Consider the following 21,870-nt stretch of genomic DNA (forward strand, 5'->3'; position numbering starts at 1 on the left):
AATTGTGGAGAAGAAATATGCATAACGAAGCACCCATTATCCGTCGTAAATCCAAACGCATTTACGTCGGCAAGGTGCCGGTCGGTGACGGCGCACCCATCGCTGTCCAGTCGATGACCAACACCCGCACCACTGACGTGGAGGCGACGGTAAATCAGATCAAAGCCCTTGAGCGAGTCGGTGTCGATATCGTTCGTATCTCGGTGCCTACCATGGATGCCGCAGAAGCATTCAGGCTGATCAAACAGCAGGTAAACGTCCCGCTGGTTGCAGATATTCATTTTGACTACCGCATCGCCCTGAAAGTCGCCGAGTATGGCGTCGACTGCCTGCGCATCAATCCCGGTAATATCGGGAACAATGAGCGCATCCGTATGGTGGTAGACTGCGCGCGCGACAACAATATTCCGATTCGAATCGGCGTGAACGCCGGTTCGCTGGAGAAAGATCTGCAGGAAAAGTATGGCGAGCCGACGCCGCAGGCGTTGCTGGAATCAGCCATGCGCCATGTCGATCATCTCGACCGTCTTAACTTCGATCAATTCAAAGTCAGCGTCAAAGCCTCTGACGTCTTCCTCGCGGTTGAATCTTATCGTCTGCTGGCGAAACAGATTGAACAGCCACTGCATCTCGGTATCACCGAAGCGGGCGGCGCGCGGGCTGGCGCAGTGAAATCGGCGATTGGACTGGGTCTGCTGCTGTCAGAAGGGATCGGCGATACGCTGCGTATCTCGCTGGCCGCCGATCCGGTAGAAGAAGTCAAAGTCGGTTTCGATATCCTCAAGTCACTGCGCATCCGTTCTCGTGGCATCAACTTCATCGCCTGTCCGACCTGCTCACGTCAGGAGTTCGACGTTATCGGCACGGTCAACGCGCTGGAGCAGCGTCTGGAAGACCTCATCACCCCGATGGATGTCTCCATCATCGGCTGCGTGGTCAACGGACCTGGCGAGGCGACCCTCTCTACGCTGGGCGTGACCGGCGGCAGCAAGAAGAGTGGTTTCTACGAGGATGGTGTGCGTCAGCGCGATCGTCTCGACAACAATGACATGATCGATCAGCTGGAAGCGCGCATTCGTGCTAAAGCGTCGATGCTGGATGCCAGTCGCCGTATTGATGTGCAGCATCTGGAAAAATAATGGCGTACGCGGTTTGCGTGCGTGACTTTTTTGACTGAACCTGTGCGGTTTCATCCTCATAAGGTATGATGCCGGACAGGTTTTTTTGCATTAAGAGATTCTAACGTGGCGAAGAATATTCAGGCGATTCGCGGGATGAACGACTACCTGCCTGCGGATACCGCCCTCTGGCAACGGATTGAAGGCGTTCTCAAGCAGACGCTGGCGAGCTACGGTTACAGCGAAATTCGCTTACCGCTGGTGGAGCAAACCCCACTGTTTAAACGCGCCATCGGTGAAGTCACCGACGTGGTTGAAAAAGAGATGTATACCTTCGAAGACCGCAACGGTGAAAGCCTGACGCTGCGTCCGGAAGGCACTGCAGGTTGCGTGCGAGCCGGTATCGAACACGGTTTACTCTACAACCAGGAGCAGCGCCTGTGGTATATGGGCCCGATGTTCCGCTATGAGCGTCCGCAGAAAGGCCGCTATCGTCAGTTCTACCAGATTGGCGTGGAAGTGTTTGGTCTGCAGGGACCGGACATCGATGCTGAACTGATCATGCTGAACGCCCGCTGGTGGAAAGCCCTGGGTATCTCTGAACACGTTCGTCTGGAACTCAACTCTATCGGTTCGCTGGAAGCACGCGCGCATTACCGCGACGCGCTGGTCGCCTTCCTTGAACAGCATAAAGAGGTGCTGGATGAGGATTGTAAACGCCGCATGTACACCAATCCGATGCGCGTTCTCGACACTAAAAATCCCGATATTCAGCAGTTACTGAATGATGCGCCACAGCTTGGCGACTATCTTGATGACGAATCACGTGAACATTTCAGCGGCCTGTGTGCCCTGCTGGATGACGCCGGGATCAGCTACACCGTCAATCAGCGTCTGGTACGCGGTCTTGATTATTACAATCGCACCGTGATTGAGTGGGTCACCGATAGCCTGGGTTCACAGGGCACGGTATGTGGTGGCGGTCGCTATGATGGCCTGGTTGAGCAGCTCGGTGGCCGCGCAACACCTGCCGTTGGCTTTGCCATGGGCATGGAGCGTCTGGTGCTGCTGGTTCAGGCGGTTAATCCTGAATTTGAACCGACGAGCAATGTGGATGTCTATGTTATCGCTTCAGGTCAGGGCGTGCAGTCTGCAGCAATGCAGCTGGCTGAGAAATTGCGTGATGAAGCGCCAGAACTGAGGCTGATGACCAACTTTGGCGGCGGCAACTTCAAGAAACAGTTTGCCCGTGCTGACAAGTGGGGCGCTCGCGTCGCACTGGTGTTAGGCGAGGACGAGGTCAAAGCCGGTCAGGTCGTGATTAAAGATCTGCGCCGTGGCGAGCAGCAAACGCTGGATCAGGCAGAGGCTGCTGCTGTCTTGCGCTCGCTGTTACAGTAAGCGTGACACAGCACCAACCATAGAAAGGAGAGGGATTGCGTGGAAGTGTATAGCAATGAGAACGAGCAGACCGACGCGCTGCGCAACTTTTTTGCCAACAATGGCAAAGCGTTAGCTATTGGCGTGGTGATCGGCATTGCTGCGCTGGGCGGCTGGCGTTACTGGAGCAGTCATCAGGACGATACGGCGAAGACAGTATCAGCGCAGTATCAGCAGCTCACCAGCGCCATGCAGGCGGGCAAACCGGAGACGCTGGAAGCGGTAAACCGTTTTGCCAGTGAAAACAGCAACACCTACGGTGCGCTGGCTGCGATGGATCTGGCGAAGCAGTTTGTTGACGCCGGTCAGCTTGATAAAGCCGCGACGCTGCTGCAAAACGGACTGAAAGATACCAAAGATGCCAATCTGCAGGCGGTGATTAACCTGCGCCTGGCACGCATTCAACTGCAACAGAATCAAGCGGATGCGGCGCTTAAAACCCTTGACGGTGTGAAGGGTGATGGCTGGACAGCCATTGTGGCCGATATTCGCGGCGAAGCGCTGCTGACCAAAGGCGACAAGCAGGGCGCGCGCGATGCCTGGAGTAAAGGGGTTGAATCTGACGCCTCTCCGGCATTGAAGCAAATGATGCAGATGAAGATGAATAACTTAAGCTAAGCCAGTCAAGAGAGAGCGCATGGAATTACGTAAATACCTGCTGCCGGGACTGATTTCAGTCACTTTGCTCAGCGGTTGTTCGCTGTTTAGCGGCGAAGAAGATGTAGTAAAAATGGCCCCGTTGCCGAAGGTGGAAAATCAGTTCACGCCACAGAAAGTGTGGAGCACCTCGGTAGGCGATGGTGTCGGTGATTTCTACTCAAATCTGCATCCTGCCTGGCAGGATAATACGGTTTATGCTGCTGACCGCTTTGGTATCGTCAAAGCGCTCGATGCCGCAGACGGTAAAGAAAAATGGAAAGTCGATCTCTCTGAGAAAACCGGCTTCTTCTCTAAAAATCGCTCAGCCATGTTATCAGGTGGCCTGACGGCTGATGGCGATCGGGTCTATGTTGGCAGCGAGCGCGGCCAGGTTTATGCCCTCAACAGCAGTGATGGTAGCCTGGCGTGGCAGACGAAAGTCGCCGGTGAAGCCCTGTCACGTCCGGTAGTCAGCGATGGTCTGGTGCTGGTTCATACCAGCAACGGCATGTTGCAGGGCCTGGATCAGAGCAGCGGTGCCGTAAAGTGGAGCGTCAACCTGGATATGCCAGCGTTGTCTCTGCGCGGTGAATCTGCTCCGGCTGTCGCTTTTGGTGGCGCGATTGTCGGTGGCGACAATGGTCGTGTCAGTGCCGTGGTGCTGAACCAGGGACAACTGGTCTGGCAGCAGCGTATTTCCCAGGTCAGCGGTGCCACTGAGATCGATCGTCTTAACGATGTCGATACCACTCCGGTTATCGTCAATGGCGTGGTTTACGCGCTGGCGTATAACGGCAATCTGACAGCACTGGATCTGCGTTCCGGCCAGATTTTGTGGAAACGCGAAATTGGTGGTGTGAAAGATCTGATTGTGGATGCCGGCCGCATCTATCTGGTCGATCAGGACGATCGTGTGATTGCGCTTAACGCTGACGGCGGTGTCGCCATCTGGCGTCAAAGCGATCTGCTGCATCGCAACCTGACTTCGCCGGTGCTCTACAACGGCTATCTGGTTGTCGGCGACAGCGAAGGTTATCTGCACTGGCTGAACACCACGGATGGTCGTTTTGTTGCGCAGCAGGAACTGGATAGCTCAGGCTTCCAGACCGAGCCGGTGGTCGCCAGCGATAAGCTGCTGATCCAGTCGAAAGATGGTGAGGTTTATGCGATTACCCGTTAACGGGTACACGTCTGGCAGGTGAAATCCTCCGTTCCGACGGCTCCTGATTTAATCAGGGGCCGTTTCGTTTTTAGTCAGGCATGGTATTCTTTGCGCCTTAAGCCTGAACTTGACGGCCAGAGCCGTTATAATCACGCCATTCGGGCGATTAATTATTTATTGAGGCATTTTGTTATGGTACCTGTGGTCGCGCTGGTTGGGCGTCCCAATGTGGGAAAATCTACGCTATTTAACCGCTTAACCCGCACACGTGATGCGCTGGTAGCGGATTTTCCTGGACTGACTCGCGATCGCAAATATGGTCGCGCCGAAGTGGAAGGGCGCGAATTTATTGTTATTGATACCGGTGGTATCGACGGCACCGAAGAGGGTGTTGAAACGCGGATGGCCGAGCAGTCACTGCTGGCGATTGAAGAAGCGGATGTCGTGCTGTTTATGGTCGATGCGCGTGCGGGCATGATGGCCGCCGATCAGCAAATCGCTAAGCATCTCCGTTCCCGCCAGAAAGCGACTTTCCTGGTGGCCAACAAAACTGACGGGATGGATCCTGATCAGGCGGTTGTGGACTTCTATTCACTGGGCCTGGGCGAGATCCACGCCATTGCGGCATCGCATGGTCGTGGTGTGAGCAGCCTGATAGAAGAGGCACTGCTGCCATGGATGGACAAAGTTGAGACGGTCGAGCTCACGGAAGAAGAAGAGAACCAGGCATACTGGGCTGCGCTTGAAGCTGACGAGATTGCTGAGCAGGAAGCCGCCGAGGAAGAAGAAAACTTCGACCCGACGGGCCTGCCGATCAAACTGGCGATTGTTGGCCGTCCTAACGTAGGTAAGTCAACGCTTACCAACCGTATTCTCGGTGAAGACCGCGTGGTGGTCTACGATATGCCGGGCACCACCCGCGACAGCATCTATATTCCGATGGAGCGTGATGGACGTGAATACGTTCTGATCGACACGGCGGGCGTGCGTAAGCGTGCCAAAATCTCTGATACCGTAGAGAAATTCTCGGTGATCAAGACGCTGCAGGCGATTGAAGATGCCAACGTGGTGATGCTGGTGATTGATGCCCATGCCGGTATTTCCGATCAGGATCTGTCGCTGCTTGGCTTCATTCTCAACAGTGGTCGTTCGCTGGTGATTGTGGTCAACAAATGGGATGGCCTGTCGCAGGAAGTGCGTGATGAAGTGAAAGAGACACTGGACTACCGTCTGGGCTTTATCGACTTCGCCCGCATCCACTTTATCTCTGCGCTGCACGGCAGCGGCGTCGGCAATCTGTTTGAGTCGATCACTGAAGCCTATGACTGTTCGACGAAGCGTGTAAACACCTCGCTGCTGACCCGTATCATGAACATGGCGGCAGACGATCACCAGCCACCGCTGGTACGCAGTCGTCGCGTTAAGCTCAAATACGCGCACGCGGGGGGCTATAACCCGCCTATCGTGGTAATCCACGGTAATCAGGTTAAGGATCTGCCAGATTCTTACAAACGCTACCTGATGAACTATTTCCGTAAATCACTCAACGTGATGGGAACGCCAATTCGTATTCAGTTCAAAGAGGGTGATAACCCTTACGAAGGCAAACGTAACCTGCTGACACCAACGCAGCAGCGTAAACGTAAGCGTCTGCTGGCGCATATGAAAAAGAACAAGCGTTAAGAATAGAGGGCCATCTGGCCCTCTTTTTTTTGCCCTGAATAAACCGGAGCAGGGAGAAAATAGTGACTATTATTTGCGAAAAATGTCAGCAACCGCTGTCGCTCAGTGACGGTGAATTTATCTGTAATACCTGCGGTACGCATTACCCCGCACAACCCTGCTGTCCGGCGTGTCATCAGCCGCTTGAGGTGCTCAAAGCCTGCGGCGCGGTGGACTATTTTTGCCGGAACGGACATGGCCTTATCTCCCGCAAGCGCGTCCTTTTCCAGCCGCCAGGTCACTGACGCCGCTTTCAGCTACGCTTAAAACGTCTGAGAATTCAGAGCAACGACTGGCTCATTTTGTAGCAAAAATGCTATTGCGCCGTAACAAATGGGTTGTAGATGTTCACTCTGTAATGTACCAGGTGGTACAATCCTGCCGCGTCGTGGGAGGGGCAAGCCACATCCGTGTTCTTCCGGCCCCTCGATCTCACGGACGCGGGTCTGTTTATATTTGATTTGAAACCGAGCGGTGCCTGGCGCGGACTGACTTATCGCGCCGGCGTCCGGATGGCATCTGTCCGGGCGCTCTGTTTATTCAGGAGAGTAAGTATTATGGCTGAAACATCCTCCCGCTCCGGAAAGGGGCTGGGAATAGCATCCGTGCTGCTCGGACTGGTGCTGCTTGCCACCGGTCTGTTTTTTGCAATTGGCGGCGGCAAACTGGTTGCACTTGGTGGCAGCGGGTACTTTTTAATTGCGGGTATCGTCACTGTACTCTCCGCAATTCAGTTCTTCCGTCGCAAATCCTCGGCAGTGGTTCTGTTCCTGCTGGTCTTTGTCGGCACCCTGATCTGGTCGCTATTCGACGCGGGCCTGGAGTTCTGGCCGCTGGTATCACGCCTGATGGTGCCTGCCGGACTGATGCTGCTTGCCTTCCTGATCTGGCCTTCACTGCGTAAACATGAAGGTAAGCACTCACTGGCAAAACCCTCTTATGCGTTCTCTGCGCTGCTGGCGGCAGGCATGGTTGTTACGCTGGTGCAGATGTTCCAGCCACATCCTACCGTTGCAGGCACGGGCGAAGAGCTGCCGCTGATCCCGGTAGATAAAGCGAAACAGCAGAAAGACTGGGATAACTACGGTAATACCCCGCAGGGCAGCCGCTTTGTGGCGCTGGATCAAATCACCCGCGACAACGTGAAAGATCTGCAGGTGGCCTGGACCTTCCGCACCGGTGATACCCCTGTCAGCCCGACCGGCAACGGCGCAGAAGATCAGCAGACACCGTTGCAGATTGGCAATACCCTTTATCTCTGCACACCGCACAACAACGTCATCGCCGTTGAAGCCAACAGCGGTAAGCAGATCTGGAAACGTGAAATCAATGCCAAAGCGGAAGTCTGGCCGCGCTGTCGTGGTCTGGCTTACTTTGACGCCACGAAACCGCTGCAGCAGCCAGATAAGCCGGGGTCTTCACCTGTGACTGCCGCAGTGTTGCCAGCCGGTGACAGCTGTCAGCGTCGTATTCTGATGAACACCATCGACGCGCGTCTGATTGCGATCAATGCTGACAACGGTGAGTTCTGTGAAAACTTTGGCGATCACGGCATCGTTGATCTCAAAGCGGGCATGGGCAAGGCACCGGATCCGCAATATCAGCTGACCTCAGCGCCAACCCTGGCTGGCACCACTGTGGTGGTCGGCGGTCGCGTAGCGGATAACGTACAGACGGATATGCCGGGTGGCGTGTTGCGTGGCTTTGACGTTATCACCGGCCAGATGCGCTGGGCGTTTGACCCAGGCAATGTTGACCCGAATGCGATATTGATGCCGGGTAAAGATTATACCCGCAGTACGCCGAACTCATGGGCGCCAATGTCTTACGACCCGGCAATGAACACCGTGTTCATTCCAATGGGCAGTTCGTCGGTTGACCTCTGGGGTGCGAACCGTACTGAACTGGATCACAAATATGGCGCATCGGTTCTGGCGCTGGATGCCACGACCGGTAAAGAGAAGTGGGTCTATCAGACCGTGCATAACGATCTGTGGGACTTTGACCTGCCGATGCAGCCAAGCCTGATCGACTTCCCGCAAAAAGATGGCACTACCACACCAGCGGTAGTGATTGGCGGCAAAACCGGCATGATCTTCGTTCTTGACCGTATGACCGGCAAGCCGCTGACTAAAGTCGAAGAACTGCCGATGCCGCAGGGCCATATCCCGAACGAGCAGTACACTAAAACGCAGCCACACTCGACCGGGATGCCGCAGATTGGCAACCAGACGCTGAAAGAGTCTGACATGTGGGGTGCCACGCCGTTTGATCAGCTGGCCTGCCGCATTGGCTTCAAATCCATGCGCTATGACGGCCTGTTCACCGTGCCGGACACCGACAAGTCTCTGAGCTTCCCGGGTTCGCTGGGCGGTATGAACTGGGGCAGCATGTCGGTCGATCCGAACAACCACCTGTTGTTCGTCAATGATATGCGTCTGGGTTTGTGGGTTCAGATGATCCCGGCTGATACCAGCAATATTGCGCGTGGCAGCAACGGCGGCGAAGCGATCAACACCGGTATGGGTGCCGTTCCGCTGAAAGGCACGCCATATGCTGTGAATAAAAATCGCTTTATGTCACCGCTGGGCATCCCATGTCAGAAACCGCCATTTGGTACGCTGTCGGCGATTGACATGAAAACGCAGAAAATCGTCTGGCAGGTGCCGGTCGGCACGGTGCAGGATACCGGACCATTCGGTATCAAGATGCGCGTGAAAATGCCGGTTGGCATGCCAACGCTGGGCGGTACGCTGGCCACGCAGGGCGGCCTGGTGTTCATCGCGGGTACGCAGGATTACTATCTGCGCGCCTTTGACTCTTCAACCGGCAAAGAGGTGTGGAAAGCACGTCTGCCGGTGGGCAGTCAGGGTGGACCGATGAGCTACGTCTCACCGAAAGATGGTAAGCAGTACATCCTGATCTCGGCAGGTGGCGCACGTCAGTCACCGGACCGTGGTGATTATGTGATTGCTTACGCGCTGCCAGACAGCAAGTAACAACGCTTAATGAAAAGGGCCGACATTGTCGGCCCTTTTTTTGCTTATTTGCCGTCGCGCCACAGCGCCTGCAACTCAGGCGGCGCCACCTGTTCCGGAATCAACAGCACTATCGTCCCAACCTCGCGGTGGGTTGCATACTGAATCTGGATGCGAAAATAGCGCTGGTCGCCACTGCCCACCTGCGCGGCTTTCTCCTCCGGTTCGCCCAGCGGCATCGCCTGCTGCAGCGCATGGCAGACGCGCTCTCTTTCTGGCGGCGGCAGATCGCCCAGCATAAAGCGTCGTTCGGCGCGTAGCCCCGGAATAAAGGCCATGCCGCCTTCACGCGCGACGATGATGGTGGCGTCATCAGTGAGTTCGGGCAGGTCACTCATAGCACGCCAACCTCCTTCCACGCCTGTTCAATAGCACTGCCGACCGATTCGTTGAACCGTTTTTTACCATGCTGAACGGTGAAGCGGGCAAAGGTCTTAAAGTCAGCATCCTGTGGCAGTTCGTCGTCACACACCGTGTCGTACCAGGCATATCCCGCCTGTTCCCAGGCATAACCACCCAGTGCTATTGCTGCCAGATAAAAAGCCCGGTTAGGGATGCCGGAGTTGATATGAACCCCGCCATTATCTTCACGTGTCTTCACGTAATGATCCATGTGTGCCGGTTGCGGATCTTTGCCCAGCATCGGGTCATCATAGGCAGAGCCAGGTTCAGACATCGATCGCAGACCACGCCCATTGATGCCGCTTGCCAGCAGGCCTTCGCCGATAATCCAGTCCGCCTCATCGGCACGCTGTTTTTTACTGAACTGTTTCACCAGCGAGCCAAACACATCTGACAGCGACTCATTCAGAGCACCAGCCTGCTCGAAGTAGATCAAGCCGGCTTCATTTTCCGTCACGCCATGCGCCAGTTCGTGCGCCACAACGTCAATCGCAATGGTGAAGCGATTAAAGATTTCGCCGTCACCATCACCAAATACCATTTGCTGACCGTTCCAGAAGGCGTTCTGGTATTTGTCACCGTAGTGCACGGTACCGAGCAATTTCAGCCCCTGATTATCCAGCGAATTACGCTGATAAGCCTGCCAGAAGAAGTCATAGGTTACGCCAAGATAGTCCCATGCTTCCTCAGCCGCCACGTCGTCATTGCCGGGCTGGCCCTCCTGACGAATCAGCTTACCTGGCAGGGTCTGCTGACTTTGCGCATCATAAATTTCACGATCCACGTGGCCGCCTGCCGCGTTTTTTGCCACCGGCTGCTTTTGCCAGTGTTCCGCCATCAGGTGCTGGACGTGTGTCAGGGTGCGACGCGCCTGCTCCTGCTGGTGGCCGGAACCGTGCGCGATGATTTTGCGAAGGATATAGGGAGGAATAACGCAATAAGCCATCTGAAACTCCTTGGCGACAGGGAATGTGCCAGAAAGTATAGACCCGTCAGGCTGGTTAGACCTCATTAGTGAGGCCAGCGTTAAGTGTAAAAGTGTGAGCTGACGGGCAGAGTCAGGAGGCGGTTTTGCGGCGGCGCTTTTCTGAGGCAACAACGTTGGCAAGCCATCTGAAACGCCCTGGCGACAGGGAATGTGCCAGAAAGTATAGACCCGTCAGGCTGGTTAGACCTCATTAGTGAGGCCAGCGTTAAGTGTTAAAGTGTGAGCTGACGGGCAGAGTCAGGAGGCAGTTTTGCGGCGGCGCTTTTCTGAGGCAACAACTTTGGCAAGCCATCTGAAACGCCCTGGCGACAGGGAATGTGCCAGAAAGTATAGACCCATCAGGCGGGTTAGACCTCATTAGTGAGGCCAGCGTTAAGTGTAAAAATGTGAGCTGACGGGCAGAGTCAGGAGGCGGTTTTGCGGCGGCGCTTTTTCTCAGGCAGTAACTGCGTCACCTGGCTTTCAACCCAGCCATCATCAAGACGGGTACGGAGCAGGTCGCCGCTCTGGAGCTGTGCGGTTTTCTTCACCACCTGTCCGGCAGTGTCGGTGGTCACGCTAAAACCACGCGCCAGCGTCGCCAGCGGGCTGACGCCTTCCAGCTGCGCCACCAACTGACCAAAGTGCTGTTTGCTGGTGCTCAGCTGTTTTGTCATGCTCTGCTGCAGGCGGTAGTGCCAGCTTTGCAGCTGTTTTTGCGCATCGAACAGCCGCTGCTGAGGCTGCTGGGCATTGAGTCGATGCGACAGGCGATCCTGCTGACGCGTGGCGTGACGCAGGCGGGTTTCCATCGCTTCTCCCAGTCGCTGCTGCAGGCGGAACAGGGCGGTCTGCTGACGGGCCAGACGCAGCTGCGGATGCTGCTGTTGCAGACGATGCTCAAGGCGGGAGTAAAGCCGCTGCTGACGTGCCAGGTAGTAATCCATCGCCATCTCCAGCCGCTGTTGCTGTGACTGCAACTGACGCAGTAACTCCAGCTGGTTACGGCTGACAATTTCAGCCGCGGCGGAAGGGGTGGGCGCGCGTAAATCGGCAACGAAGTCGGCAATGGTGACATCGGTTTCATGACCCACCGCGCTGACGATGGGAATGCGGCTGGCAAAAATGGCGCGCGCCACGCGTTCATCGTTAAAGCCCCACAAATCTTCCAGCGAACCGCCGCCGCGTCCGACAATTAATACGTCGCACTCGTTGCGCAGGTTGGCGATTTCAATCGCCCGGACGATAGCCGCTGGCGCATCGACGCCCTGAACCACGGTCGGGTAGATGACCACGGGCAGGGAGGGATCACGGCGATGCAGCACGCGTAACACATCGTGCAGCGCCGCGCCGGTGGAAGAGGTGATTACCCCGACCTGACGCGCCGGTTCCGGCAGCGGTTGCTTATGCTGCGGATCAAACAGTCCTTCGGTGGCCAGTTTTGCTTTCAGCAGTTCAAACTGCTGCTGCAGCAAGCCTTCACCCGCCGGATGCATACTTTCGGCAATCAGCTGATAGTCACCGCGTGGCTCATAGAGAGTGATGTTGGCGCGAACCAGCACCTGCTGACCATGCTGCGGACGAAAGGTAACGCGTCGGTTACTGTTGCGGAACATAGCACAGCGAACCTGAGCGCCATCATCTTTCAGCGTGAAGTACCAGTGACCGGATGCCGGTTGCGTGAAGTTGGAGATCTCGGCGCTGATCCAGACCAGGCCCATCTCTTTCTCCAGCAGCTGACGCACTGTCGTATTGAGACGGCTGACGGTAAAAATATTGGCGATGGGTGGCAGCGACATGTGACGAAGATCAAATTCCAAATCAGCAGGTTAATTCATCGATACTACAGGGCTGCCAGTGCGGATCAAGAGTTTTTCGTAAATAATGCTGGAGGCAATCGATTACGGCCTGTATAATGCCGCGGCAATATTTTATCTATTCTCAATCACCCGAGGTGGAGTATTGCCATGTTAAGAATCGCTAAAGAAGCACTCACTTTTGACGACGTTCTGCTCGTCCCTGCACACTCCACCGTCCTGCCGAATACGGCCGATCTCAGCACCCAGCTGACCAAAAATATCCGTTTAAATATTCCTATGCTCTCCGCTGCCATGGACACCGTGACCGAGTCGGGTCTGGCGATTGCGCTGGCACAGGAAGGCGGCCTTGGCTTCATCCATAAAAATATGTCAATCGAACGCCAGGCGGACGAAGTGCGCAAGGTGAAGAAACATGAAAGCGGCGTGGTGACTGAACCACAGACCGTCCTGCCAACCACCCCACTGGCTGACGTCAAAGCGCTGACCGAGCGCAACGGCTTTGCGGGCTATCCGGTGGTTAACCGCGACAACGAACTGGTGGGTATCATCACCGGTCGTGACGTGCGCTTTGTCACTGACCTTTCTCAGCCTGTCTCTGCAGTCATGACCCCGAAAGATCGTCTGGTGACGGTGAAAGAGGGCGAAGCGCGCGATGTGGTACTGCACAGGATGCATGAAAAGCGCGTTGAGAAAGCGCTGGTGGTAGATGACAGCTTCCATCTGCTGGGCATGATCACCGTTAAAGATTTCCAGAAAGCTGAACGTAAACCTAACGCCTGTAAAGATGAGCAGGGTCGTCTGCGTGTCGGTGCGGCAGTTGGCGCAGGTGCAGGTAACGAAGAGCGTATCGATGCGCTGGTTGCAGCGGGCGTTGACGTGCTGCTGATTGACTCTTCACACGGCCATTCTGAAGGCGTGCTGTCACGTATCCGTGAAACCCGTGCCAAATACCCGGACCTTGAAATCGTCGGCGGCAACGTAGCCACCGGTGCCGGCGCACTGGCGCTGGTTGCGGCAGGCGTCAGCGCCGTTAAAGTGGGTATCGGCCCGGGCTCTATCTGTACTACCCGTATCGTAACCGGCGTGGGCGTTCCGCAGATCACAGCCGTCTCTGACGCAGTCACCGCGCTGGAAGGCACCGGTATTCCGGTGATTGCCGATGGCGGTATCCGTTTCTCCGGCGACATCGCGAAAGCGATCGCCGCCGGTGCGTCCTGTGTCATGGTCGGTTCGATGCTGGCGGGGACCGAAGAGTCACCGGGCGAGATCGAACTTTATCAGGGCCGTTCGTTCAAATCCTATCGCGGTATGGGTTCACTGGGCGCGATGTCTAAAGGCTCTTCTGACCGCTACTTCCAGACCGATAACGCCGCTGACAAACTGGTGCCTGAAGGTATCGAAGGTCGCGTGGCCTATAAAGGCCGTCTGAAAGAGATCGTGCATCAGCAGATGGGCGGCCTGCGCTCGTGCATGGGCCTGACCGGTTGCCCGACCATTGATGACCTGCGTACTAAGGCGGAGTTTGTCCGCATCAGCGGCGCCGGCATCAATGAGAGCCACGTGCATGATGTGACCATCACCAAAGAGTCACCGAACTACCGCATGGGTTCATAATCCCGATTTCCCGCCCGGCTTCAGCCGGGCGCTTTTATTGATCAAGTCACCGTTCTGGAAAACCCTCAATGACGACGGAAAATATCCATAAGCATCGCATTCTGATTCTCGATTTCGGCTCACAATATACTCAGCTGGTTGCACGTCGCGTGCGCGAGCTGGGCGTTTACTGTGAACTCTGGGCATGGGATGTCACCGAAGAGCAGATTCGCCAGTTCAATCCAAGCGGCATCATCCTTTCCGGTGGTCCGGAAAGCACCACCGAACTGAACAGCCCGCGTGCGCCTGAATATGTCTTCAGCGCTGGCGTGCCGGTGCTGGGTGTCTGCTACGGTATGCAGACGATGGCGATGCAGCTGGGCGGTACCGTTGCTGGCTCAACCGAGCGTGAGTTTGGTTATGCGCAGGTTGAAGTGACGACGCCAAGCGCCCTGGTTCGCGATATTGAAGATGCGATCAGCGCCGCTGGCAAACCGCTGCTGGATGTCTGGATGAGCCACGGCGACAAAGTCACGGCGATCCCGGCTGACTTCGTGACCGTTGCCAGCACAGAAACCTGTCCGTTCGCCATTATGGCTAACGAAGAGAAGCGCTTCTACGGCGTGCAGTTCCACCCGGAAGTGACCCATACCCGCCAGGGCCTGCGGATGCTTGAGCGCTTCGTTATCGACATCTGTGAATGTGAAGCCCTGTGGACGCCAGCCAAAATCATTGAAGATGCGGTTGAACGCCTGCGTGTGCAGGTCGGCAACGACAAAGTGATCCTTGGCCTGTCAGGTGGTGTTGACTCCTCCGTGACGGCAATGCTGCTGCATCGCGCCATTGGCGACCGTCTGACCTGTGTGTTCGTAGATAACGGCCTGCTGCGCCTGAACGAAGCACAACAGGTTATGGATATGTTTGGCGACCACTTCGGCCTCAACATTATTCACGTTGAAGGCGAAGCGCGCTTCCTCGACGCGCTGGCAGGTGAGAATGAGCCGGAAGCGAAACGTAAAATTATCGGTCGCGTCTTTGTGGAAGTCTTCGACGAAGAAGCGCTGAAGCTGCAGGACGTTAAGTGGCTGGCACAGGGCACCATCTATCCGGATGTTATTGAGTCTGCGGCCTCTGCAACCGGTAAGGCGCACGTCATCAAATCGCATCACAACGTCGGCGGCCTGCCGAAAGAGATGAAGATGGGCCTGGTTGAGCCGCTGCGTGAGCTGTTCAAAGATGAAGTGCGTAAGATTGGTCTGGAGCTGGGCCTGCCTTACGACATGCTCTATCGCCATCCGTTCCCGGGCCCAGGTCTGGGCGTGCGCGTGCTGGGCGAAGTGAAGAAAGAGTATTGCGACCTGCTGCGCCGTGCCGATGCCATCTTCATTGAAGAGCTGCATAAAGCGGATCTCTATAACAAAGTCAGCCAGGCCTTCACCGTCTTCCTGCCGGTACGTTCAGTCGGCGTAATGGGCGATGGCCGTAAATATGACTGGGTTGTCTCGCTGCGTGCGGTGGAAACCATCGACTTTATGACCGCACACTGGGCGCACCTGCCATATGAGTTCCTTGGCCGTGTCTCTAACCGCATCATCAATGAAGTCGACGGCATCTCCCGCGTGGTGTATGACATCAGCGGTAAGCCACCAGCGACGATTGAGTGGGAATAACCTGGCCTCAGCCAGTTAATCCCTGATAAGTCTGCAGCCCGCTCCTCAGCGGGCTTTTTTTATTGCTCTGACCGTGCGCAGACTCGCCGTTTTAACTTTTCAGCGCATCCCGCCTCGCCGCTGGCGTTTTATTATTCACTTTGCCGGAAATTACGCTATCCTCCATGCAGTAAAAGCCCGCAACTGACGTCAGTTGTGTCCCGCTTTTATCCGCCGCTTTCATCGATCGTCCGTATCCCAAAGCCGCCGCTTACTGAAACCGTCTGCTGAACAGGCGTTTCGCGATTCTTACGTCACCAGGAATGTTGTCATGCTCTCACTTAAAGTGTTCAGCCTGTTTTTTGTTGCCGTACTGCTGCTATCGCTGGGAGCCAGCATCGCGCAGGCGACGCGTCACAGCGATAACACAGAGCAGGGCGGCTGGTGGTCGGCCCGCCGCGATTCGGCCGGGATAGCGCCCGACCCGCGCGCTTTATATAGCCTTGCTATTGTACAGGTCTATGCTGCGCCGACTTACGGCTGGAAAGGGGCGGTGGCGGTGCATCCGTGGATCATCTTCAAGCGCGCAGGTGAAACGCGTTTCACTCGCTACGAAGTGATTAGCTGGGGCAGCGGCGATAAAGTCCGGCGCAACACCAACCTGCCTGATGGCTACTGGTATGGCGCAAAACCGCGGCTGCTGGTGGAACATCGCGGACCGGAAGCAGAAGCGATGATCCCGCAGATTGAAGCCGCCATTAAATCCTATCCGTGGCCGACAACCTACCGCGCCTGGCCTGGACCAAACAGCAACACCTTCCTGGCGCATATTGGCCGCGAAGTACCCGCTTTAAGGCTTGATCTGCCCGCTAACGCGCTGGGAAAAGATTACCGGCCACTGTGGCGTCCGGTCGGGCTGCCGCCATCCGGGCGCGGCCTGCAGGTGTCGATTCTGGGCGTGGCGGGAGTGACGCTGGGTGCAGAAGAGGGACTTGAAGTCAATCTGCTGGGTCTGAACATGGGAGTCGATTTCACACCGTTCCGGCTGCGTCTGCCGTTTATTGGCGGCCTGGGAAATGACAACCTTCAGCAGGATAAGCCCTGACAGTCTGGCCCCGTCAGGGGCCGTTTCACCTCAGCACACGCCAAAGTCACCCTCTTCGTGATAGAGATTGACGCTCTCTGCTTTCACTTCGATCTCTTTTTTCGCCGCATCATCAACGCGTGCACACCATAAGGTATCGCCTTCTACGCGCAGCACCTGCATTTTCGGGCCGCCGGTTTTCGACTGAACAAAATCCTCTGCTTTAAACATATTGCCTCCGTTGATTATCGCTTCTGCTGCCAGATGACTTCTGGCGCTGATCGTTTTTTGTGTGACGTTTTCCAGTTTATACCCTGACTGTTTTACTGCGAGAAAAAGTCTGCGCATGCTGAGCCGCACTAAGATAATTTCATCAGGTTGTCAGTTGACAACTTATCAATTCGGCGTCAGGATAGGGAAAAACATGGCAAGGAAGCGGCATCCCAACAAAGAGATCGAAACGGCGTTACGTTACGCCGAATCCCATGGCTGGCTGGTCGTCACGGGAGGCAATCACGCCTGGGGCAAAATGTACTGTCCGAAAAATCTGTTGATGTGCCGATGTGGGGAGTTTTGTCTGACCTGTATCTGGAGCACACCAAAAAACGCACATCAGCATGCCCGCGCGCTGCGACGCGTGGTCGACAACTGTCACTATCTGAAGTCCTGATGCAGCACAAGGAGAAGCATATGGAATATTGTTTCACATTACGGTTCAGCCTGCCGGAAGGGCATGCGCCGGTGGATGAACTGCTGGAAACGCTGGCAGCGGCAGGCTGTGATGATGCGCTAATCGGCCTGGGCATGCCGGGCAGAATTGCACTGGAGTTCACCCGGGAGTCCGACTCTGCAACGGATGTATTGAAGCAGGCAGAAGAGGATGTGCTGCGTGCGATACCGGGGGCCACGCTGGTGGAAGCCGCACCCGATTTTGTGGGATTGACGGATGTGGCGGAGATCATCGGCATGACGCGTCAGAATATGCGTAAGCTGATGCTCAGCCACCGCCCGCCGTTTCCGCTGCCGGTGCATGACGGTAAAACCGCCATCTGGCACTTAGCGGATGTGCTGGAGTGGCTGAGTCAGCGAGGTAACTATACGCTGCCTGCGGCGACCCGAGAGCTGGCACAGGTAACGCGGCAGCGCAATCTTAACGGGTCGTTGCAACGTTACGGTCTGCAAGCCTGACGATTAGTGCGGCAGCAGGAAGATCGTCGCCAGCCCCAGGAAAATAAAGAAGCCGCCGGTGTCGGTAAGGGCGGTGATCAATACGCTGGAGCCGACGGCGGGATCGCGATTCATTTTAGTCATGAACAGCGGCACCAGCACGCCCATCAGCGCGGCCAGCAGCAGATTAAGCGCCATGGCCAGCATCATAACGCCGCCCAGCGCCATATTGTCATACATCAGCCAGGTGATGCCGCCCATGATGCCGCCCCAGAACAGGCCGTTGATCAGCGCCACGCCAAGCTCGCGGACGATCAAAAACGAAAAGTTGCCCGGTTCAACCTGATGTAAGGCCAGCGCCCGCACAATCATGGTGATAGTCTGATTACCGGTATTGCCGCCGATACCCGCGACGATCGGCATCAGCGTGGCCAGCGCCACGATTTGCGAAATCGTCCCTTCAAACAGCCCGATAACCCGGGAGGCGACAAAGGCGGTACAGAGGTTAATCGCCAGCCAGGCCCAGCGTTTACGTACCGATTTACGCACCGGCGCGAACACATCCTCTTCCTGACTGATACCCCCCATTTTACGAATGTTGCTTTCGTTTTCGGCATTCACCAGGTCGATGATGTCTTCAATGGTCACGCGGCCAATCAGCTTGCCCCTGGCATCGGTGACGGCGGCTGAAATGAGGTTATAACGTTCAAAGGCGCTGGCAGCGTCTTCGGCCTTATCATTGAGCTGGAAGGTGGTAGGGCGGGCGTTCATCACGTCGCTCACCAGGGTTTTGGGTTTGTTAAGCAGGATGTCCGTCAGCAGCAGCTCGCCCAGCAGCTGATTATCTTTATTGGTGATAAAGAGTTTATCGGTACCGCCCGGCATGCTTTTGCGCTTGCGCAGAAAGCGTTGCACCGTTGCAAGCGTGACATCTTCACGCACCGTCAGGATATTGAAATCCATCACCCGGCCTACGCGGTCACGGTCAAGCTGCACCATATCGAGCATGCGGGCGCGCAGGGCGGGCTCCACCGTTGCCAGCAGGCGTCCGGTCAGGTCACGTGGCAGATAACGCGCCAGCCAGACCTGATCGTCGATATCCAGCGGCTGGATAGCGCGCAGGATATCGCGGTCGCTCATCTCTTCGGTGAGGCTTGCCCAGACCGTTTCAGACGCTTCAACCAGCACATGGCCGCGCCGCTCGTTCGGCACCAGCCGCCACAGCGCCTGACGTTCTTCTTCGGGCAGGGCTTCGAGAATATCCGCGAGGTCAGCGGCATGCAGTTGCAGAATGTCCTGCTCCAGCGCGTCACGCTGGGCCGCATTTTCACGTTGCTGTTCAGGATTGAGATCGCCCGATTTCTCCAGCAGGGCATCAACCAGATCGTGCTCGCTGAGCAGCAGCGTCAGAATGCGATGACGTATTTCACTTAAACGTTGAGAGTGAGAGGCAGACACATTGGATCCCTTAAGTCTGAAAGCACCAGCACGAAGTGTAGCGTTTCGCCTGAAAAAGGGATGCAAAAAAGAGTCCAGTTATCTGGATAACGTTTAAGTTTCAGGTGCGTTTCAGGCGAAATGTCGTTATTGGTTATTCGCTATCGCGTATCGCCTGATGTTATGGCAACCGGTTCAGGAATAGCTTTCTGTTGCTGATGATGCTCGAAGGCAGCAGGCAGGATAAAAATCAGGCGACTAAAAAGAATGATAAAACTAATCAGCAGCACAATGCGGGTCATGGTGCCGGTTTTTTGACGTCTTCGGGGAGAAATAGCGCTGTTCACGCGGGGTGGTTCCTGTAATGACCCCATCTGGGGCGACTGCAATATTTAGTCACAGTCGCCTGATGAAATCAATCGCTGTTGAAAAAAACAGCAGATAAAAATCAGTAACTCGCTTTTTGCGCCAGCAGCGTCGCAAAACGACAGGTGATGCGGTTGCCATTTTCATCTGTGCGATGCAACTGACCGGGGTGCTCGTTGTACTTCACGATGTGCCAGTTGCGGTAGTAGTGGCTGAGCTCGCCTGATTTAAACGCAAAGGAGAAATCAGCCGGGCAGGGCATATCGTCCGTGTTCATCGCCGCCACGATCAGGTTAAAACCGTCTCTGACCGTACAGGCCTGCATGTCGGCAATCAGCTGCGGAATAGTCTGCGGCTGCAGGAACATCATCACCACAGTCGATAGCACAAAGTTGAAGCCGCCATTAAAGCGCGTGTTGTTCAGGTCGCGCTGCTCGGTATGAATGCCGCTGAGATTTTCCTGCGCAATAATCTCCTGCAGGCGCGCCAGGCTTTGCGGATTATGATCCCACGCCGTGACGTCAAAACCGTGCTGATTCAGAAACAGCGTATTGCGTCCCACGCCACAGCCAAGGTCAAGCGCCTTGCCGACGTTGAGCTGGGGCAGCGCCGCAACCACTTCGGAGTGGGGCGGCGTTAAACCATAGGTTTCGGCAAAATAGTTTTCGCCTGAAAGGGGTGCGGTTGGTTGTGTCATATTCATCATTTCAGTTAAACGGGCGCCAGGCGCCCGTGTTGTCAGACTTCTTCTTCGAGGATCAGTTTCCATCCCGTGACGTCATTCCAGTAAACCTGCTCCCGTTCAAGATCGAGCTGAACCAGGTTGTTCTGCGTGAAGTAGCCCGCCGGGAAGGTCAGCGTCCAGTGGCCGTCATCGCATTTCAGGGTTAACGCCTCCGGACGCGTGGTGGCCTGTCGCTGATTATTCAACAGGGTACCCAGGCGAAGCAGGAAGATCAGCGGTACAAACTGCTTTTTCTTGAACAGCGTCACGCGCGGCAGCTCATCAAGCTTTATCGCTTTACGATGGAATCTGACCAGCGCCGCCAGCAGCATCTGCTGATCCTGATTGAAGCCCGGCAGGTTGGTGTTTTGCAGAATATAGGCTGAATGGCGTTGCAGGCCGCTGTGATTGATGGTCAGGCCCACTTCGTGCAGCATCGCCGCCCATTTCAGCAGTGCGGCCAGTTGTGGATTCGCCAGTTTCTGATTCTGCTCGCGCCACTGCAGATAAAGCTGCTCGGTGGTGTCGAGCACGCGTCGTGCCTGATCGCTGTCGATAGCGTAATGGTTCGCCAGACTCTGTGCAGTACGGCTACGAATATCCTGATGGCGGAAACGGCCCTCCATCTCATAGAGCACACCTTCACGCAGCGCACCGTCGGAGAGGCGCAATTCGCGAATGGCCAGCGCATCAAATACGCCGCACAGAATCGCCAGCCCGGGTACAAACACGCCTTTACGCTCTTCCGACAGACCCGGCAGGCTGAGTGCAGCAAAGGATTTGTGTTTCATCACCTCGTCATAAAGCTTTTCGAGGCGCTCAGGCGTAATCAGCTTCTCTTTTTCATCCATCGCCAGCAGCACTTCGCAGGCGGCTTTGATGGTGCCGGACGCGCCCAGCGCATATTGCCAGCCATGCAGACGATATTGCCACGCCAGCGTTTCCAGCTTCTGCGCGGCCGCTAAACGGGCGCGACGGAAGTTTTCACGGCTGATTTCGCCTTTCGGGAAATAGAGCTGGGCGAAACTGACGCAACCCATGCGTCGGCTCTCAACCAGTTGCGGTTCAAAATCCTCGCCAATGACCAGCTCGGTTGATCCGCCGCCGATATCGATCACCAGCTTGCGGCCTTTCTCCGGCTGGGTATGTTCAACGCCCATAAAGATCAGGCGAGCCTCTTCATGGCCCGAAATCACCTCGATCGGATAGGGGATCACCTCGGCCGCACGTTGCAGGAAGGTTTCGGCGTTGACCGCCTCGCGCAGCGTGTGGGTACCGACAATCGTCACGTTGCTCGGACTGAACCCCTGCAGGCGCTCGGCGAACAGGGCCAGGCAGGCTAACCCTCGCTCCATCGCTTCCTCGCTGAGGTTGTGCCGGGCATCCAGCCCGTCAGCCAGATGGACGCGCTGCTTAAGGCGGCCCAGTACCTGCATCGCACCATCGACAACCCGCGCAATCACCATATGGAAACTGTTCGAGCCCAGGTCAATCGCCGCAAACTCCTGGGGTTTTGGCGTACTTTTATGAGAAATTGGCATA

Annotated in this window: 20 protein-coding genes; 12 read left to right on the forward strand and 8 right to left on the reverse strand. The window is 55.9% G+C overall.

Translation table 11 applies throughout. The features are described 5' to 3' along the window. Positions 1-17 precede the first annotated feature (17 nt). From ispG to ACX8ZY_RS05670, 7 genes are all read left to right on the forward strand, one after another. A complete protein-coding gene (gene ispG, locus ACX8ZY_RS05640; RefSeq protein WP_003848692.1) occupies positions 18-1,139 on the forward strand; it encodes a flavodoxin-dependent (E)-4-hydroxy-3-methylbut-2-enyl-diphosphate synthase in 1,122 nt (373 codons plus the stop codon). A 105-nt stretch (positions 1,140-1,244) separates the two neighbouring features. Continuing rightward, positions 1,245-2,519 carry a histidine--tRNA ligase gene (gene hisS, locus ACX8ZY_RS05645; protein WP_010257545.1) on the forward strand — a complete coding sequence of 425 codons (1,275 nt, stop codon included), beginning with the start codon at positions 1,245-1,247 and terminating at the stop codon, positions 2,517-2,519. A gap of 39 nt (positions 2,520-2,558) precedes the next feature. Continuing rightward, on the forward strand, positions 2,559-3,176 hold the full coding sequence (locus ACX8ZY_RS05650) for a YfgM family protein (protein WP_320513358.1): 618 nt from the start codon (positions 2,559-2,561) through the stop codon (positions 3,174-3,176). A 19-nt stretch (positions 3,177-3,195) separates the two neighbouring features. Next, positions 3,196-4,377 (forward strand): outer membrane protein assembly factor BamB, encoded by a 1,182-nt coding sequence (gene bamB, locus ACX8ZY_RS05655; protein ID WP_010257539.1) that lies wholly within the window; start codon positions 3,196-3,198, stop codon positions 4,375-4,377. Between the two features lie 174 nt (positions 4,378-4,551). Next, positions 4,552-6,042, forward strand: coding sequence for a ribosome biogenesis GTPase Der (der, locus tag ACX8ZY_RS05660; RefSeq protein WP_010257536.1), 1,491 nt, complete (start codon positions 4,552-4,554; stop codon positions 6,040-6,042). 62 nt (positions 6,043-6,104) lie between these two features. Next, the gene (locus ACX8ZY_RS05665; protein WP_010257531.1) at positions 6,105-6,326 is read left to right on the forward strand and encodes a zinc ribbon domain-containing protein; all 222 of its coding nucleotides are present in this window, start codon (positions 6,105-6,107) and stop codon (positions 6,324-6,326) included. A 312-nt stretch (positions 6,327-6,638) separates the two neighbouring features. Then, positions 6,639-9,080, forward strand: coding sequence for a glucose/quinate/shikimate family membrane-bound PQQ-dependent dehydrogenase (locus tag ACX8ZY_RS05670; protein ID WP_010257526.1), 2,442 nt, complete (start codon positions 6,639-6,641; stop codon positions 9,078-9,080). 44 nt (positions 9,081-9,124) lie between these two features. Here the strand turns inward: ACX8ZY_RS05670 and ACX8ZY_RS05675 are convergent, their stop codons facing one another. The 3 genes from ACX8ZY_RS05675 to xseA form a co-directional block, all read right to left on the reverse strand. Next, complete coding sequence (locus tag ACX8ZY_RS05675; RefSeq protein WP_010671321.1) at positions 9,125-9,457, reverse strand: protealysin inhibitor emfourin; 333 nt, start codon at positions 9,455-9,457, stop codon at positions 9,125-9,127. Then, positions 9,454-10,467: a M4 family metallopeptidase gene (locus ACX8ZY_RS05680; RefSeq protein WP_459260720.1), complete on the reverse strand. Its 1,014-nt coding sequence runs from the start codon at positions 10,465-10,467 to the stop codon at positions 9,454-9,456. The genes ACX8ZY_RS05675 and ACX8ZY_RS05680 overlap by 4 nt, the downstream gene beginning before the upstream one ends. A gap of 446 nt (positions 10,468-10,913) precedes the next feature. Then, complete coding sequence (gene xseA, locus ACX8ZY_RS05685) at positions 10,914-12,287, reverse strand: exodeoxyribonuclease VII large subunit (protein WP_111534410.1); 1,374 nt, start codon at positions 12,285-12,287, stop codon at positions 10,914-10,916. A 168-nt stretch (positions 12,288-12,455) separates the two neighbouring features. Between xseA and guaB the strand changes: the two genes are divergently transcribed. The 3 genes from guaB to ACX8ZY_RS05700 all read left to right on the forward strand — a co-directional run bounded on the left by guaB (position 12,456) and on the right by ACX8ZY_RS05700 (position 16,655). Further along, positions 12,456-13,922 carry an IMP dehydrogenase gene (guaB, locus tag ACX8ZY_RS05690; RefSeq protein ID WP_010671324.1) on the forward strand — a complete coding sequence of 489 codons (1,467 nt, stop codon included), beginning with the start codon at positions 12,456-12,458 and terminating at the stop codon, positions 13,920-13,922. Positions 13,923-13,990: 68 nt separating this feature from the next. Then, complete coding sequence (gene guaA, locus ACX8ZY_RS05695) at positions 13,991-15,571, forward strand: glutamine-hydrolyzing GMP synthase (RefSeq protein WP_022624130.1); 1,581 nt, start codon at positions 13,991-13,993, stop codon at positions 15,569-15,571. 310 nt (positions 15,572-15,881) lie between these two features. Then, on the forward strand, positions 15,882-16,655 hold the full coding sequence (locus tag ACX8ZY_RS05700) for a DUF3750 domain-containing protein (protein WP_191920008.1): 774 nt from the start codon (positions 15,882-15,884) through the stop codon (positions 16,653-16,655). 30 nt (positions 16,656-16,685) lie between these two features. On the opposite strand, the gene ACX8ZY_RS05705 is transcribed toward ACX8ZY_RS05700, so the two are convergent. Further along, on the reverse strand, positions 16,686-16,865 hold the full coding sequence (locus ACX8ZY_RS05705; RefSeq protein ID WP_022624131.1) for a hypothetical protein: 180 nt from the start codon (positions 16,863-16,865) through the stop codon (positions 16,686-16,688). 193 nt (positions 16,866-17,058) lie between these two features. Here ACX8ZY_RS05705 and ACX8ZY_RS05710 point away from each other — a divergent pair, with 193 nt between their 5' ends. Continuing rightward, on the forward strand, positions 17,059-17,304 hold the full coding sequence (locus ACX8ZY_RS05710; protein ID WP_307618444.1) for a hypothetical protein: 246 nt from the start codon (positions 17,059-17,061) through the stop codon (positions 17,302-17,304). Between the two features lie 20 nt (positions 17,305-17,324). After that, positions 17,325-17,822 carry a helix-turn-helix transcriptional regulator gene (locus tag ACX8ZY_RS05715; protein WP_022624132.1) on the forward strand — a complete coding sequence of 166 codons (498 nt, stop codon included), beginning with the start codon at positions 17,325-17,327 and terminating at the stop codon, positions 17,820-17,822. A gap of 3 nt (positions 17,823-17,825) precedes the next feature. On the opposite strand, the gene mgtE is transcribed toward ACX8ZY_RS05715, so the two are convergent. From mgtE to ppx, 4 genes are all read right to left on the reverse strand, one after another. After that, positions 17,826-19,259, reverse strand: a complete 1,434-nt coding sequence (gene mgtE / locus ACX8ZY_RS05720; protein WP_320513360.1) for a magnesium transporter — start codon at positions 19,257-19,259, stop codon at positions 17,826-17,828. Between the two features lie 140 nt (positions 19,260-19,399). Beyond that, positions 19,400-19,585 (reverse strand): YfgG family protein, encoded by a 186-nt coding sequence (locus ACX8ZY_RS05725; protein WP_010671331.1) that lies wholly within the window; start codon positions 19,583-19,585, stop codon positions 19,400-19,402. A 101-nt stretch (positions 19,586-19,686) separates the two neighbouring features. Continuing rightward, entirely contained in the window at positions 19,687-20,301 is a 615-nt protein-coding gene (tehB, locus tag ACX8ZY_RS05730; RefSeq protein ID WP_010671332.1) for a tellurite resistance methyltransferase TehB, read from the reverse strand. Between the two features lie 41 nt (positions 20,302-20,342). Beyond that, positions 20,343-21,869, reverse strand: coding sequence for an exopolyphosphatase (gene ppx, locus ACX8ZY_RS05735; RefSeq protein WP_010260078.1), 1,527 nt, complete (start codon positions 21,867-21,869; stop codon positions 20,343-20,345). Position 21,870 lies beyond the last annotated feature (1 nt).

The organism is Pantoea sp. XAF26B01_ASV70, from assembly GCF_054512635.1.

Excerpts from the sequence above, each read along its gene's own strand:
- ppx (WP_010260078.1), bottom strand. The coding sequence starts at position 21,869 with ATGCCAATTTCTCATAAAAGTACGCCAAAACCCCAGGAGTTTGCGGCG.
- tehB (WP_010671332.1), bottom strand. The coding sequence starts at position 20,301 with ATGACACAACCAACCGCACCCCTTTCAGGCGAAAACTATTTTGCCGAA.
- ispG (WP_003848692.1), top strand. The coding sequence starts at position 18 with ATGCATAACGAAGCACCCATTATCCGTCGTAAATCCAAACGCATTTAC.
- ACX8ZY_RS05680 (WP_459260720.1), bottom strand. The coding sequence starts at position 10,467 with ATGGCTTATTGCGTTATTCCTCCCTATATCCTTCGCAAAATCATCGCG.
- ACX8ZY_RS05710 (WP_307618444.1), top strand. The coding sequence starts at position 17,059 with ATGGCAAGGAAGCGGCATCCCAACAAAGAGATCGAAACGGCGTTACGT.
- ACX8ZY_RS05705 (WP_022624131.1), bottom strand. The coding sequence starts at position 16,865 with ATGTTTAAAGCAGAGGATTTTGTTCAGTCGAAAACCGGCGGCCCGAAA.
- ACX8ZY_RS05670 (WP_010257526.1), top strand. The coding sequence starts at position 6,639 with ATGGCTGAAACATCCTCCCGCTCCGGAAAGGGGCTGGGAATAGCATCC.
- ACX8ZY_RS05715 (WP_022624132.1), top strand. The coding sequence starts at position 17,325 with ATGGAATATTGTTTCACATTACGGTTCAGCCTGCCGGAAGGGCATGCG.
- bamB (WP_010257539.1), top strand. The coding sequence starts at position 3,196 with ATGGAATTACGTAAATACCTGCTGCCGGGACTGATTTCAGTCACTTTG.
- guaA (WP_022624130.1), top strand. The coding sequence starts at position 13,991 with ATGACGACGGAAAATATCCATAAGCATCGCATTCTGATTCTCGATTTC.
- xseA (WP_111534410.1), bottom strand. The coding sequence starts at position 12,287 with ATGTCGCTGCCACCCATCGCCAATATTTTTACCGTCAGCCGTCTCAAT.
- guaB (WP_010671324.1), top strand. The coding sequence starts at position 12,456 with ATGTTAAGAATCGCTAAAGAAGCACTCACTTTTGACGACGTTCTGCTC.
- ACX8ZY_RS05675 (WP_010671321.1), bottom strand. The coding sequence starts at position 9,457 with ATGAGTGACCTGCCCGAACTCACTGATGACGCCACCATCATCGTCGCG.
- der (WP_010257536.1), top strand. The coding sequence starts at position 4,552 with ATGGTACCTGTGGTCGCGCTGGTTGGGCGTCCCAATGTGGGAAAATCT.
- ACX8ZY_RS05700 (WP_191920008.1), top strand. The coding sequence starts at position 15,882 with ATGCTCTCACTTAAAGTGTTCAGCCTGTTTTTTGTTGCCGTACTGCTG.